The organism is Streptacidiphilus fuscans (assembly GCF_015690355.1).
Classification (GTDB): Bacteria; Actinomycetota; Actinomycetes; order Streptomycetales; family Streptomycetaceae; genus Streptacidiphilus; species Streptacidiphilus fuscans.
Map to the genome: position 1 here is coordinate 145,577 of NZ_JADPRT010000005.1, position 12,044 is coordinate 157,620.

Below are 12,044 nucleotides of genomic sequence, written 5' to 3' on the forward strand. Positions count from 1 at the left end.
TTGCCGATTTCCGCAGCCGTGGCGTTACTGGAGGTGACTGCGGGTTGCGGAGAGTATGACGGTCGAACGCGGAGGTGCCGCATGGACATGATTCACCTCCGCCTCGTCAGCCCCGCGGAACTCACTGAGCGGGCGCTCGCGCGCCTCGGCAGCGATCCAAGCGTGCTCAATCTGGTCACCCAGCGGGATGCCGCGCGCAACCCGGACGGCGACGTGATCGTGTGCGACGTACTGACCGGAGGGGCGAACGACGTCCTGCGGCACCTGCGTGACCTGCGCCTCGACCGGCGCGGCTCGATCGTCATCGAGCCGGTCGACATGGCCTTCTCCGATCGGGCGGACGAGGCCAGAACTCGTCAGCTCGGCAGACTCGGCAACGCGCCGGTCTGGGACCAGGTAGAGGCCCGCATCCGCGCGGAGGGGACGTACACGCCGAGCTTCTACCTCTACCTCGTCGTCGCGGGCCTGCTCGGAGCCGTCGGCATCGTGACGAACTCCCAGATCCTGATCGTCGCCGCCATGGTCGTCGGGCCCGAGTACGGGGCCATCGTGAGCATCGCCCTCGGCATCGACCAGCACACGGGTCCGCGGATCCGCCAAGGACTGTGCGCGCTGCTCGTCGGCTTTCTGCTGGCCATCGCCGCCACGTTCCTGTTCAGCCTGATGATCCGTGGCTTCGGATTTCAGTCGAAGGCGTACAGCGCCGGACTGCGACCCGTCTCCAGCCTGATCGACACACCGAACTTCTTCTCCTTCGCCGTCGCAGCGCTGGCCGGAATCGTCGGCATCGTCTCGCTCACGGAAGCCCGGACGAGCGCACTGCTCGGCGTCTTCATCTCCGTCACCACCATTCCGGCGGCTGCGGACATCGGCGTCTCCCTCGCGTTCGGCAGCTGGAGTGAGGCTCGCGGATCGTTGATCCAACTCCTCGTCAACATCGTTGTGCTGATCGTTGTCGGCACACTCACGCTCAAGGTCCAGCGGGCCATCTGGCGGCGCGTGGGCCGCCGCGAGTCTCACAGAAGGGGCGGGTGGCGACCACCGCGGTGACTCGATGCAGTTCCATCGCCTGCCGGGCCGATCCATGTCCTCAGCCCGTGGAGGAGGCGTCCTGCGCGTTCCGGCGCGAACGCCGTCCCCAGCTCCATGGTGAGCAGATCGAACGCGCACCTTCCGGCTCCGCCGATAGGAGGCCTGCAACGCGCTGTGCCGTTCAGGTGCTTTCAGGTCCGGCTCACGAGTCCCGGGCACGACTCTCCGCCCGGAAGTGGTTGAGTCGCAGACATGAGCAAGAGTGACGTCGAGGCCCTGTTCGGTAACCGCTTCCTGACCACGCCCGCTCCCTCGGAGACGTTTCCCGAGAGGGGCATGTCCGCGACGGACGCGATGCGACTGCTGGACGAGGACCTCGTCATGGAGGGCGACCCGCAGCGCAACCTCGCCACGTTCGTCACCACGTGGATGGAGCCGGAGGCACAGCGGATCATCGCCGAGAACCTCCACCGGAACTTCATCGATCACGCGGAGTACCCCATCTCGGCGGAGATCGAGCAGCGCTGTGTGCGGATGCTCGCCGATCTCTTCCATGCGCCGGGTAAGACCGCCGGATGTCGGACCCAGGGCTCCTCCGAGGCGATCATGCTCGGCGCGCTGTCGCTGAAGTGGAAGTGGCGGGAGCGCCGCAAGGCGGCCGGCCTGTCCGTCGACCGGCCCAACCTGGTCTTCGGCGGGGACGTCCACGTCGTGTGGGAGAAGTTCTGCCGCTACTTCGACGTCGAGCCGCGGATCGTGCCGCTTGCCGAGGACAAGTACACGATCGGCCCGCAGGACGTGGAGCCCCACCTCGACCAGAACACGATCGGCGTCGTTGCCGTCCTCGGCACCACGTTCACGGGTCACAAGGACGACGTCGTCGGGATCGACAAGCTTCTGCGGGACGTCCGCACGGAACAGGACCTCGACATCCCGATCCACGTCGACGCCGCAAGCGGCGGCTTCGTGTGGCCCTTCCTCTACCCGGACTCGAAGTGGGACTTCCAGCTCGAACAGGTCCGATCGATCAACGTCTCGGGACACAAGTACGGACTGGTCTACCCCGGCATCGGCTGGCTGATCTTCCGCCAGGAGACCGACCTGGCCAAGGACCTGGTGTTCTACGAGAACTACCTGGGCAAGACCGACGCGACGTTCACACTGAACTTCTCCACCGGCGCTTCGATGGTGCTCGCGCAGTACTACAACTTCGTACGGCTGGGTCGCCAGGGCTACACCTACGTCATGGAGACGATGCAGTCGAACGCCCGCGCGCTGGCGGACAACCTGCGTGACAGCGGCCGCTTCGAAGTGATCGGCAGCGACCTCGAACAGCTGCCGCTGGCCGCGTTCCGCCTTGTCGGCAAACACGCCTACGACGAGTCCGACATCGCCTGGCAACTGTCCGCCGAGCGCGGCTGGATGGTGCCGGCGTACACGCTTCCGCCCAACGCCGAGCGAGTGAAGATCTTGAGGGCCCTGGTCAAGGAGACCATGAGCCGCGAGCAGGTCGAGCGCCTGACCCAGGACATCGCCCGCGCGTGCGCCACCTTGGACCACAAGGGTGCGACCAGCGACATCGAGCGTGCCCGGGTCAAGGGAGGGACCGGCTACTGAGCATTCGGCGGGCTGAACTTCTTGTCCGACACGCCGGGCGTTTCGTCCGGAGCGGCGCCCTGGTCCGGGGGAAATCGGGGCGCCGCCGTCCTCGGGGAACCCGGGGACGGGACGCGTCTAACCCGCCCGCCCGTGCGCAAACGGGGCTTGTCCGATGGCCTGTCTCCGGACGCGCGTCCCGCCCGCGGAGGGCTCAGGTCAGACGCAGCCGCATCTCGACCGCCTCGTTCCCGGGGATGTTGCCACGGTTTGGGTCCGTCGCCGGGGACGCTCTGCGTACCCGGGCCCCGGACTGGGGCCGGGACCCGGGCGGCCCGGTGGGGGCGGTGGCACCGGATCCGGGCCCAGCGGCTCGGGCCGCGGAGGCGGCAGCGGATCGGGGCCCAGCGGGCTCGGCCGGGGCCCGGGATCAGGGCCCGGTTCCGGGCCTCCGGGCGGCGCGGGTGTCGGGACAGGCGGGACCGGATCCGGATGTGCGGGTTCGGAGGCCTGCCAACGTCCCAGCCGGTCCCGACGGGCAGTCCTGTCGATCGCGGTCCCGGTCTCGGTCTCGGTCCCGGTCCCGGATTGCTGCAGCATCGTCTCCACCTCGGCTGTCCGTTGTGGCCCCTTCCGAAGGGGTTCGCTCCCGGTGTGGAGGTGCGCCTGCCCCCTTCTCCCGATCGCTAACTCACAGACGTGTCTGCGGCCGAGGGTCGAGGATGTCCAGGCTCAGGTTCGACGCCGCGCTCGGAGACGGGCGTGCCGCCCAAGGCGCCGGCCCTCGTCGTGCCGCTCGGGGTGAGCAACGCGAGGAGGTCGGCGACGGTGGGGCCGGCGTCAGCCGGGTGCCGCAGGGGGCTGGAGGCGGTGACCTGGTACCTGTTGGCGCGTCCGACCCGGGTATGGGCCAGGTAGCCCTCGTCCTCCAGGTCCGTGATGATCCGCTGCACCGCGCGTTCGGTCAGCAGGCAGCGTGCGGCAATGTCGCGCACCCGGATCCCTGGATCACGTGAGATCTGCACCAGCACCCGCGCGTGGTTGGTCAGGAAGGTCCATGTGGCTCGGGGACCAGTCACGTGCTCCATAGTCACCATCGTACGACTGCTGTTTCACGCTTCATGAGGGACGACAACCTATTCGTGCAATGCTTGACGGGGCTGGGCGGGGCGGCACGCTGCGCCGCCGATCACCGCCACACGTCAGGGCCGCCGCCCTGCCACGCCACGATGCCCGGATCCTGGATGAGGGCGGCGTCCAGACCCGCACGCCGCATGAACTCGGCGACGTCAGCCACGCTGTAGGCGTTGCCCACGGGCATCGCGGCCACGTCCACCCGACGGGTGGGCTCGCCCGACCCGTCGTCGTGGACCGGACTGACCGTCACATGGGCTTCACGGCGGGCGTTTTCCACGTCTTCCGGACGATTCATACTCATACTCCCCAGACTGCCTGAATCGGCGACCACTCGCAGCGGCGACCTCGGTCGCCGGGGCCAGGGCCGGTTCTCACCATGCGGGGCGGCTGCCCCGCGCCGCGCGGAAGAAACACACGGCACTGCCAACACTCGGGTCGTCCAGCCGCATGCATAAGGGCCGTCGGAGCGGGCAGGCGCGCGGCCAAGGAGGTTGGTATCTCATGGGTGTCGTGATTCTGGTTCTGTTGGTCGCATTGATTCTCGGCGGCGTCGGGTTCGCCCTCCACATTCTGTGGTGGGTCGCACTCGCGGTCCTCGTGCTCTGGCTCCTGGGCTTCGTCTTCCGAGCCGGGGAAGGAGTGGGTGGCGGGCGCAGGCGCTGGTATCGATGGTGATGACCGATCCACCCAGGACCCGGTCCCGCTGGCGGCTCGTCCTCTCAGGGATTGTCGACTGTCTGTCCACCTCATGGGATGGGAGCCTCGTGGCTCGGGAAAGGCCGTCTGGGCGGAACTGCCTCGGCGCGCCGCGTGAGGCGTCAGCGCTGACCGGTCACACCTGCCGGCAGTCGCATCGACCGGGAGGCGGCGCCCGCGCTGAGGGATCACGCTGACGCGTGCTGTTTGGACCCCGGATCGCCGGGCAGACGCGCCCCGCCCGGCCCCGCTCGGGGCCGCGGGAGCGTCGACGGGGAGGACCGATGCGAACGGAACGGACCGTGCAGGCCGGAGTGCTGAAGACCCGGCAGACGGAGTTGGACAAGCGGCACGACCCGGCCGGGTGAGCGCGTTCGTGGGAACAGCCATACGACTCGGCCTGGTCGGCGTGTCGGCGTTGCTGACTGCATGGCTCGTGGTGCGGGGCGCCGAAGGTCTGGCCCGGCGGATCACGCGGGCCCGCGCCGCGACGACTTCCGTGCTCCTGATGCGCCGCTGCCGGCGCCCGTTGCTGCTGACGTTGGCTCTCGGGCTGGCCCTGCTGGGCGAGCAACGGGCCGCGCCGGGTCCGGGGCTCGCCCAGGACCTCGGCCACCTGCTGGCCATCCTGGTGATCGGGGCCTCGGCATGGCTGGCGTACCGGGTGACGACGCTCGGCATCGACCTCGGGCTGGCACGCTACGAGATCGGCTCACGAGACGCCGCGCGGATCCGCAGGGTACGCACCCAGGCGGACCTGCTCCGCCGGATCACCGGGGTGCTGTCCGCAGTGATCGCGGTCGCCGCCATCCTGATGACCTTTCACACGGCCAGGACCATCGGCGCGAGCATCCTCGCATCGGCGGGACTGGTCGGCGTGGTGGCAGGCATCGCGGCACAGAGCACGCTGGCCAACCTCTTTGCCGGGATGCAGCTCGCCTTCGCGGACATGGTGCGGATCGGCGACGAGGTCGTGGTCGCGGGTGAATGGGGCACGGTCGAGGAGCTGACCCTCACGTACGTGGTCGTCGCCACCTGGGACCAGCGCCGGATCGTGATGCCGGTCTCCTACTTCGCAGGAAAGCCCTTCGAGAACTGGTCCCGCCAGGACCCTGCCATCACCGGGACAGCGCTGATCCACCTGGACCACTCCGCCCCGATCGGCGAGCTGCGTGAACGGCTCGGCACGCTGCTGCGCTCAACTCCCTTGTGGAACGGCAAGGGTGAGGCGCTTCAGGTGGTCGACACCACCCCGACCACACTGGTGGTCCGGGCTCTGATGACCGCGGACAACGCCTCCGACGCCTTCGAACTGCGCTGCCTGGTCCGCGAGGAGCTGGTCGCCTACCTGCGCGACCGGCACCCCTACGCGCTGCCACGGATCAGCGTCGACACCCGCCCGGGCCGCGGTCCCGAGTCCTAGGGCCTGTTTTAGAACTCGCGTCGGATCAGCCCGGCCCGTCTGGTGCGGTCAGCTGCAAGGCGGAGGATCGCCCTCGTACTGGGCCGTACTTGGGCGATTCGACAACGCAGCAGATGACCGTGCCAGGCGGGCCGGGCCCGGCGGGAGTTCTAAAACAGGCCCTAGTCGCGGTGGGCGCGTCGTCGGTGCTCCGAACGGCGCAGCTTGTCGTCGGAGAGCTCGAACTCCTCCCAGCGCCCCAGAGCGAGCAGCATCAGCAGCAGGAACGGCGGCAGCAGCAGCGCCAGGAAGATCATGTCGTTCCCCTCCGTCGTCAGGACCTCGGGACAGAACACACCTGTGAGCGCCTGACCCGGATCCGTCGGGCCAAACACCCATCGGCGCTGGTGCTCAGAACTTCAACGACACCGCCGTCGTGCGCGTCGCCGGGGCGTTGAGCCCCCTGTGCCTCATCCAGCCTTTCCGCGGATATGTTTTGACGCCCGATCAGCGGTTAGACGCCTCTCGTTCGGAAGGACCGGCCATGGCCGAGACCGGACAGCGGAGCCCTGGCGTCCCCCCTGTGGCCAAGGACTCCGCAGCGACCGCCGCCGCTGCCGAACCGCGGGGCAGGCGCTGCCCGCAGGCGCAGGACGGCGTTCGCTTTTCTCTCTCGAAGAAGAAGAAGAAGGAGCGCTCATGGAGAGCAACTTCTGGACCCACCGTCAGGACACCGGCTACCAACCCGGCATGAACCTCGCCGGGTTCGAGGTGGAGGCAACCGACGGCCGGATCGGAAAGGTCGACAAGCACAGCGACGAGGCCGACGCCGGCCGGATCGCCGTCGACACCGGTATATGGATCTTCGGCAAGCACGTGCCTCTGCCGGTCGGCACGATCGTCAAGGTCGACCCCCTCGACCGGGTGGTCTACGTGGACCGCAGCAAGGACGAGATCAAGAACGCCCCCGAGTTCGACCGTGACCGGCACGACGGTGATTTCGAGTACCAGCAGCAGATCAGCGCCTACTACGCGCCCTGGCTCCTGTAAGCGCTCCCTGGTCCTTTCACATGAGCAGGCCGCACGGGCGCGAACAGGCGGCGGGGCGGCGACGCAACGATGAAAGCGGGGTTGGACAACTGATGGGACGTAAGCCGGATCTGCCCGGGCCGATGGAACAGGCATGGGTGTGGCAGGAGGAGGCCGCTTGCGCGAGCTACGACACTCAGCTCTTCTTCCACCCGGCCGGCGAACGGGGCCGGGACTTCGAGGACAGGGAGCGGGCCGCGAAGGGCGTCTGCGCCACCTGCCCGGTCCTCGTGAACTGCCGCGCGTACGCGCTGGCGGCCCGCGAGCCCTACGGGGTCTGGGGTGGCCTGAGCGAGGACGAGCGCGCCACTGTGCTCCGCCGCCGTCGGCGTAGTCCCGCCCGCATCGCAGCATGAGGCACGCGGCCTGGCACCGGCTTCACCGCGAGGGCCGCCCGTGACCCGTGACGGGGCTGCGGCTGGCTGCGTCCGCATCCAGTCAGCGCCGGCGGATTTCGCCGCCCCGACTCGGCTGGGTAGGACCGCCCCTGCGGGACAGACGCCCACTGACCGATACCTGCACAACCGTCATGAAAGGGGATCTCGTGCGCAAGCACACCATCACCCAGGGTCGTCTGCAGGATGTCACGCACGCTGCCGTCGGCGCGGTCGAGGCGGCGAGAGCACACTCCGGCCATGCGATGGGATCCGCACGGTCCACCGCGGCCCACCTCAAGGACAGCGCCTCGCAGGTGCATGGATCGGCCCGGGACGCGGCCGCGGGCGCGCAGCGCACCGCAGGCAGCCTCACCGCCCGAGTCAGGCCGCACACAGCCGGACGGCACTGGTCCGCGACGCTCGGGGCTGCTGCAGCGGTGACCGTCGCGCTCGTCGCATGGCGACTGGCCCGCACGACCGAAGACCGCGAACGGCCGAGCCTTTCCCCGCGACAGGTCTGACACCGGCGGCGGTCCGCCCCGAACGGTACGGCGAGCACGCGCGGCGCCTGACCGCTCGGGGCGTTGCCGGCCCCGCAGGGGCGTCGGCTACTGGCGCTCGAGCTGTTCGCGCAGGTCGGTCAGGGTGCGGTTCAGCCGGCGGGAGACGTGCATCTGCGAGCAGCCGATCCGCTCGCCGATCTGGGCCTGGGTGAGCTCGTCGACGAACCGCAGCTTGAGCAGGAAGCGGTCGGCTTCCGGCAGGCCGGGCAGGATCTGGTGCAGCGCAGTCAGGTCGACGACCAGCTCCAGGTCATGGTCGCAGGTGCCAAGGCGGCGCTGCAGCGGGCTGTCGTCCTGGTCCTCGTCACCGGCAGGGGTGGAGAGGGTTCCGGCGGTGTAGGCGTCAGCGGCGATCCGGCCCTCGGTCACCTCGCCCTCGCTGATACCGAGATGGTCAGCGAGTTCCGCGGTGGTGGGCGCGCGGCCCAGTTCCTGTTCCAGCGCATCGTCGGCCTTGGCGAGGTGGAGGCGCAGCTCCTGCAGGCGGCGGGGAACGTGGACGGACCAGCTGGTGTCGCGGAAGTGGCGCTTGATCTCGCCGGTGATGGTGGGCAGCGCGTAGGTGACGAACTCGACCCCGCGTCCGATGTCGAACGCGTTGATGGCCTTGATCAGGCCCACCACGCCGACCTGGAGGATGTCCTCCTGGGATTCGCGGCGGTGTGCGAACCGCTGTGCGGCGGTGCGCACCAGGCTCATGTTGAGCTCGACCAGGGTGTTGCGCACGTAGGAGTACTCGCGCGTGCCCTCCTCCAACTCCCGCAGCCGGACGAACAGCACGTCGGTGAGGGCGCGTACCTCGAGCAGGTCCAGCGTGACCGGGTCGCACGCGATCGAGGGCAGGACCTGGTCGCAGTCGTGGGCGCGGATGTCGGCTGCAGTCCGGGTGTGGGCGTGGCGCTGCTCTGTCGGCTCAAGAGCTCCCGGGTTCACGTGTCGTCCCTCCTCGAAGTGGGCTTTGTTTCTTCCTGTTGAGCGGTTCCTCAGGTTGAGCGGGGCTTCAGGTTGAGCGGTTCCTCAGCCGTCGCGGGCGCAACTCAGACGGCGCTTGCGCGGAAGCCGTTCGGCTCGATGTCGGTGGTGACGGCCGGGGCGGCGTCGCCGAGGGGTCCATGGGCGGCCAGCAGGGACAGCAGGTCGGCGACCGTGGGTCCGGCGTCTGCCGGATGCCGGAGAGGACTGCCGGCGGTGACCTGGTAGCGGTTGGTGCGCCCGACCCGGGTGTGGGTGAGGTAGCCACCGTCCTCCAGGTCGGCGATGATGCGCTGAACCGCGCGCTCGGTCAACAGACACGTGGCGGCTATGTCGCGCACTCGCACGCCGGGATCCCGTGCGATCTGCACCAGGACCCGGGCGTGGTTGGTCAGAAAGGTCCAGCCCGTTCTTGAGCCCGGTGTCGGTTCCATCCCGTCATCATACGACATTTATTTCACGTATCGCGATAGTGGACATAGATTTCACGCAATGGTTGACAGGATCAGGTCGCGGACTCAAGCTGTGGGCACCCCACCGCGCAACCCCCTTCCCTACCGCGCGGCCCGCCGCTTGTCAGGAGGTGCCCAGGTTGACACGCGACGAACTCGACAACCTCGCCGCGTTCCTGCGCGCCCGCCTCGGCGCACCCACATCCGCAGACCCTGCGGCGCCCAAGACCGTCACGGGCGCCTTGCGCACCGTGGAGCAGGCCGTCCTCGGACTCGAGGCCTTCTTCCAGCTCGCCGCCCGCGTGCCGACGACGCCGGGCCTGTCGATCGAGGAGCAGCGGGCCCAGGCCCTGTGGCAGACCCTGCTGGAGATGGCCGCCCGATGGCCCGACCACCCCGACAGTCCCCTACTCTCTTCCACACCCCCGGATCCCGGCCCACCGCCGGCCGTGACCGCTGCCTGAACCCGACTGCCTGCAATGCGCCTCGGCGACGCCGAAGCAGGAAAGCGTCCCTCCTTGGCCCGGCTGCTCGCGATGCGTGCCTCCCCCACCCCAGCAGCCTCTTGACGGGCCTTCGTGAACGACTCGGGGGCCGGTGGGCCGATGGGAAGCCTCGCACCGCCGTTTCCACCGACCGGATCGGGGCAGGCGCGCCCTGACGATGTGTCGGGCGGCTGCCGCTCCCCCGCCCCGGCACGGGACAGCCGGGGGCGGACGAGGAGTGAGAAACCATGTCCGGCATCCCGTACTTGATCAGACTCGCCGCGATACTCGCGGCGATCGTCCTGATCGGCTGGTTGCTGATGGATCTTGTCGGCGCCGACACCGGCGACCCGGCCGTGCGGTTCTTCCGCACCGCCGCCGACTGGCTGGCCACCTGGTCGCGCGGCCTCTTCGACGGCGTGGCGAACGCGACCGGGCGGGCCGTGCTCGTCTACGGCGTGCCTGCCTTCACGTACCTGGGACTGGCGTCGGTGCTGCGTCACGCAACGCTCGGAAAGGAGCGCTGAACCATGGGCATAGGAGGCTGCATCCTCGTCTTCGCCGCCGGTGCGGTCCTCGCCTTCGGCGTCGACTGGCACGTCAAGGGCGTGGACCTGCCCGTGGTCGGGGTGATCCTGATGGTCGCCGGGCTGCTCGGGCTGATCACCTACGGCGCGCTCTTCCACCGCCGCCGCTTCCTCGGCGACCGCGTTGCGGACTCCGAGATCGTCGAGGAGCGCCACTACCGCGACGGCTACTGATCCGCCGCTGCTTCGGCCGACGCGCCGCTGACCGCCGCCGGCCGCCGCTGACCGGCGGGGGCTGCCGCTGGGCGCCGGGGGCTGCCGCTCAGCGCAGCACCGGCCTCACCGGTGAACCTTCCCAAAAGGGTGCCGTCTCGACCCATCCGGGACGCGCCGGGCGACGAATCCTTCATGACGGTCACCGCGGCCACGCATGGTGCCTTGGCCGGACGCTTCGTCCTGCCCTTACAACCAGGCGCACCTGGGAGGTCATCATGCTGGAGAACCGCGCTCTGGAAATCGTCATTGTCGCGCTGGTGGTGCTGGTCCTGTTCGGCGCCAAGCGCCTGCCCGACTCCGCCCGCGCGCTCGGCAGGTCTCTGCGCATTCTCAAGGCCGAGACCCGCGCCCTGCATGACGAGCCGCCCGCCGATCCCACGGAGCCCGCCGCCCCCGACACCTCCGCTGCCGCCGACCCTGCGACCCCGCTGCGGTCGGCCGTGCCCGAAGGACCCGTCGCCCAACACGCTGACACCCCACGGGAGAAGCCGGCGCACACCACCTGACCCGCGCTCAAGCGACGCGCCACGCGCACCGCCCGCCGAGGAGCACAGGTGAACACGACCGCCGCGTCCGCGCCTCCCGACACCGCGAATCCCGCGACGTCGCCGGACGGGGTGATGCCACTGCGCGAGCACCTGATCGAGCTGCGCTCCCGCCTGATCAAAGCGTTGCTCGCGCTGCTCGCCGGCACAGGAGTCGGCTGGGCGCTGCGCGGCCGCATCATCAACGCCCTCACCCGGCCCGCCTGCCTGCTCCATCACGTCCACGGTGTCGGAACCCCCACCCCGGCCTGCCCGAACGGCGTCCTGGTGCTGCAGGGCGTGCTGACGCCGCTCGGCTTCAGCTTCAAGATCGCCCTGGCCGCCGGCGTGATCCTGTCCTGCCCGGTGTGGTCCTACCAGCTGTGGGCATTCGTCGCCCCCGGCCTGTACCGGCGCGAGAAGCGCTTCGGCCTCGCGTTCGTGGCCGCGGCCGTACCGCTGTTCCTGGCCGGTGCCGCCCTGGCCTACAAGGTGTTCCCCAAGGCCCTGGGCATCCTCGCGTCCTTCAACCCGAGCGCGTTCGGGTTGGTGATCGAAGGCGACCAGTTCCTCGACTTCTTCCTGCGCATGGTCCTGGTCTTCGGACTCTCCTTCGAACTGCCCGTCCTCATCGTCGCCCTGAACCACATCGGCGCGGTCAGCGCGGCCCGGCTGCGCCGGATGTGGCGGCCCGTCATCTTCGGCATCTTCGTCTTCTCCGCGATCGCGGTCCCCACCGGCGACCCACTCACCATGACCGTCCTCGCCGTTCCCATCTGCCTGCTCTTCCTCGCTTCCCTCGCCGTCTGCACGGCCCACGACCGCCGCAGGACCGCCCGCAGCGAAGCACTCGCAGACGGCGAAGCCTCGCCGCTTCCCTCCCCGCAACCCGTCGAACCGGATGACATCCTCTGAA

Annotated in this window: 17 protein-coding genes; 12 read left to right on the forward strand and 5 right to left on the reverse strand. The window is 69.3% G+C overall.

Annotated elements, in window-relative coordinates; genetic code table 11:
• Positions 1 to 81: 81 nt before the first annotated feature.
• Together I2501_RS13900 and I2501_RS13905 are read left to right on the forward strand one after the other, a co-directional pair.
• On the forward strand, positions 82 to 1,050 hold the full coding sequence (locus I2501_RS13900) for a DUF389 domain-containing protein (RefSeq protein WP_196194631.1): 969 nt from the start codon (positions 82 to 84) through the stop codon (positions 1,048 to 1,050).
• A 234-nt stretch (positions 1,051 to 1,284) separates the two neighbouring features.
• Positions 1,285 to 2,649 (forward strand): glutamate decarboxylase, encoded by a 1,365-nt coding sequence (locus I2501_RS13905; RefSeq protein WP_196194287.1) that lies wholly within the window; start codon positions 1,285 to 1,287, stop codon positions 2,647 to 2,649.
• A 665-nt stretch (positions 2,650 to 3,314) separates the two neighbouring features.
• On the opposite strand, the gene I2501_RS13910 is transcribed toward I2501_RS13905, so the two are convergent.
• Positions 3,315 to 3,716: a helix-turn-helix transcriptional regulator gene (locus I2501_RS13910; RefSeq protein ID WP_408022732.1), complete on the reverse strand. Its 402-nt coding sequence runs from the start codon at positions 3,714 to 3,716 to the stop codon at positions 3,315 to 3,317.
• A gap of 101 nt (positions 3,717 to 3,817) precedes the next feature.
• Positions 3,818 to 4,060 (reverse strand): hypothetical protein, encoded by a 243-nt coding sequence (locus I2501_RS39315; protein ID WP_196194677.1) that lies wholly within the window; start codon positions 4,058 to 4,060, stop codon positions 3,818 to 3,820.
• Between the two features lie 206 nt (positions 4,061 to 4,266).
• On the opposite strand from I2501_RS39315, the gene I2501_RS39320 reads away from it, so the two are divergent.
• Together I2501_RS39320 and I2501_RS13920 are read left to right on the forward strand one after the other, a co-directional pair.
• Positions 4,267 to 4,440, forward strand: coding sequence for a hydrophobic protein (locus tag I2501_RS39320; protein WP_236046332.1), 174 nt, complete (start codon positions 4,267 to 4,269; stop codon positions 4,438 to 4,440).
• 397 nt (positions 4,441 to 4,837) lie between these two features.
• Positions 4,838 to 5,884: a mechanosensitive ion channel family protein gene (locus I2501_RS13920; protein ID WP_328806360.1), complete on the forward strand. Its 1,047-nt coding sequence runs from the start codon at positions 4,838 to 4,840 to the stop codon at positions 5,882 to 5,884.
• Positions 5,885 to 6,045: 161 nt separating this feature from the next.
• Here the strand turns inward: I2501_RS13920 and I2501_RS40245 are convergent, their stop codons facing one another.
• Positions 6,046 to 6,180 carry a hypothetical protein gene (locus I2501_RS40245; RefSeq protein ID WP_268926918.1) on the reverse strand — a complete coding sequence of 45 codons (135 nt, stop codon included), beginning with the start codon at positions 6,178 to 6,180 and terminating at the stop codon, positions 6,046 to 6,048.
• A 382-nt stretch (positions 6,181 to 6,562) separates the two neighbouring features.
• Between I2501_RS40245 and I2501_RS13925 the strand changes: the two genes are divergently transcribed.
• From I2501_RS13925 to I2501_RS13935, 3 genes are all read left to right on the forward strand, one after another.
• Entirely contained in the window at positions 6,563 to 6,913 is a 351-nt protein-coding gene (locus I2501_RS13925) for a PRC-barrel domain-containing protein (protein ID WP_196194289.1), read from the forward strand.
• A gap of 92 nt (positions 6,914 to 7,005) precedes the next feature.
• On the forward strand, positions 7,006 to 7,308 hold the full coding sequence (locus tag I2501_RS13930; protein ID WP_196194290.1) for a WhiB family transcriptional regulator: 303 nt from the start codon (positions 7,006 to 7,008) through the stop codon (positions 7,306 to 7,308).
• 188 nt (positions 7,309 to 7,496) lie between these two features.
• Complete coding sequence (locus I2501_RS13935; protein WP_196194291.1) at positions 7,497 to 7,850, forward strand: hypothetical protein; 354 nt, start codon at positions 7,497 to 7,499, stop codon at positions 7,848 to 7,850.
• An 87-nt stretch (positions 7,851 to 7,937) separates the two neighbouring features.
• Here I2501_RS13935 and I2501_RS13940 read toward each other — a convergent pair whose 3' ends face one another.
• Entirely contained in the window at positions 7,938 to 8,735 is a 798-nt protein-coding gene (locus tag I2501_RS13940; RefSeq protein ID WP_215909645.1) for a SigB/SigF/SigG family RNA polymerase sigma factor, read from the reverse strand.
• A gap of 194 nt (positions 8,736 to 8,929) precedes the next feature.
• The gene (locus I2501_RS13945; protein WP_196194293.1) at positions 8,930 to 9,298 is read right to left on the reverse strand and encodes a helix-turn-helix transcriptional regulator; all 369 of its coding nucleotides are present in this window, start codon (positions 9,296 to 9,298) and stop codon (positions 8,930 to 8,932) included.
• A gap of 158 nt (positions 9,299 to 9,456) precedes the next feature.
• On the opposite strand from I2501_RS13945, the gene I2501_RS13950 reads away from it, so the two are divergent.
• The 5 genes from I2501_RS13950 to tatC all read left to right on the forward strand — a co-directional run bounded on the left by I2501_RS13950 (position 9,457) and on the right by tatC (position 12,043).
• The gene (locus I2501_RS13950) at positions 9,457 to 9,780 is read left to right on the forward strand and encodes a hypothetical protein (protein WP_196194294.1); all 324 of its coding nucleotides are present in this window, start codon (positions 9,457 to 9,459) and stop codon (positions 9,778 to 9,780) included.
• Between the two features lie 269 nt (positions 9,781 to 10,049).
• Positions 10,050 to 10,328, forward strand: a complete 279-nt coding sequence (locus I2501_RS13955; protein ID WP_196194295.1) for a hypothetical protein — start codon at positions 10,050 to 10,052, stop codon at positions 10,326 to 10,328.
• A 3-nt stretch (positions 10,329 to 10,331) separates the two neighbouring features.
• Positions 10,332 to 10,562, forward strand: coding sequence for a DUF6458 family protein (locus I2501_RS13960; protein ID WP_196194296.1), 231 nt, complete (start codon positions 10,332 to 10,334; stop codon positions 10,560 to 10,562).
• A 257-nt stretch (positions 10,563 to 10,819) separates the two neighbouring features.
• Positions 10,820 to 11,110: a Sec-independent protein translocase subunit TatA gene (gene tatA, locus I2501_RS13965; protein ID WP_196194297.1), complete on the forward strand. Its 291-nt coding sequence runs from the start codon at positions 10,820 to 10,822 to the stop codon at positions 11,108 to 11,110.
• Positions 11,111 to 11,158: 48 nt separating this feature from the next.
• Positions 11,159 to 12,043, forward strand: coding sequence for a twin-arginine translocase subunit TatC (tatC, locus tag I2501_RS13970; RefSeq protein WP_196194298.1), 885 nt, complete (start codon positions 11,159 to 11,161; stop codon positions 12,041 to 12,043).
• Position 12,044 lies beyond the last annotated feature (1 nt).

What these genes read in the sequence shown, in the direction of transcription:
- I2501_RS13900 (WP_196194631.1), top strand. Translation starts at nt 82, where the DNA reads ATGGACATGATTCACCTCCGCCTCGTCAGCCCCGCGGAACTCACTGAG.
- I2501_RS13905 (WP_196194287.1), top strand. Translation starts at nt 1,285, where the DNA reads ATGAGCAAGAGTGACGTCGAGGCCCTGTTCGGTAACCGCTTCCTGACC.
- I2501_RS13910 (WP_408022732.1), bottom strand. Translation starts at nt 3,716, where the DNA reads ATGGAGCACGTGACTGGTCCCCGAGCCACATGGACCTTCCTGACCAAC.
- I2501_RS39315 (WP_196194677.1), bottom strand. Translation starts at nt 4,060, where the DNA reads ATGAATCGTCCGGAAGACGTGGAAAACGCCCGCCGTGAAGCCCATGTG.
- I2501_RS39320 (WP_236046332.1), top strand. Translation starts at nt 4,267, where the DNA reads ATGGGTGTCGTGATTCTGGTTCTGTTGGTCGCATTGATTCTCGGCGGC.
- I2501_RS40245 (WP_268926918.1), bottom strand. Translation starts at nt 6,180, where the DNA reads ATGATCTTCCTGGCGCTGCTGCTGCCGCCGTTCCTGCTGCTGATGCTG.
- I2501_RS13925 (WP_196194289.1), top strand. Translation starts at nt 6,563, where the DNA reads ATGGAGAGCAACTTCTGGACCCACCGTCAGGACACCGGCTACCAACCC.
- I2501_RS13930 (WP_196194290.1), top strand. Translation starts at nt 7,006, where the DNA reads ATGGGACGTAAGCCGGATCTGCCCGGGCCGATGGAACAGGCATGGGTG.
- I2501_RS13945 (WP_196194293.1), bottom strand. Translation starts at nt 9,298, where the DNA reads ATGGAACCGACACCGGGCTCAAGAACGGGCTGGACCTTTCTGACCAAC.
- I2501_RS13955 (WP_196194295.1), top strand. Translation starts at nt 10,050, where the DNA reads ATGTCCGGCATCCCGTACTTGATCAGACTCGCCGCGATACTCGCGGCG.
- I2501_RS13960 (WP_196194296.1), top strand. Translation starts at nt 10,332, where the DNA reads ATGGGCATAGGAGGCTGCATCCTCGTCTTCGCCGCCGGTGCGGTCCTC.
- tatA (WP_196194297.1), top strand. Translation starts at nt 10,820, where the DNA reads ATGCTGGAGAACCGCGCTCTGGAAATCGTCATTGTCGCGCTGGTGGTG.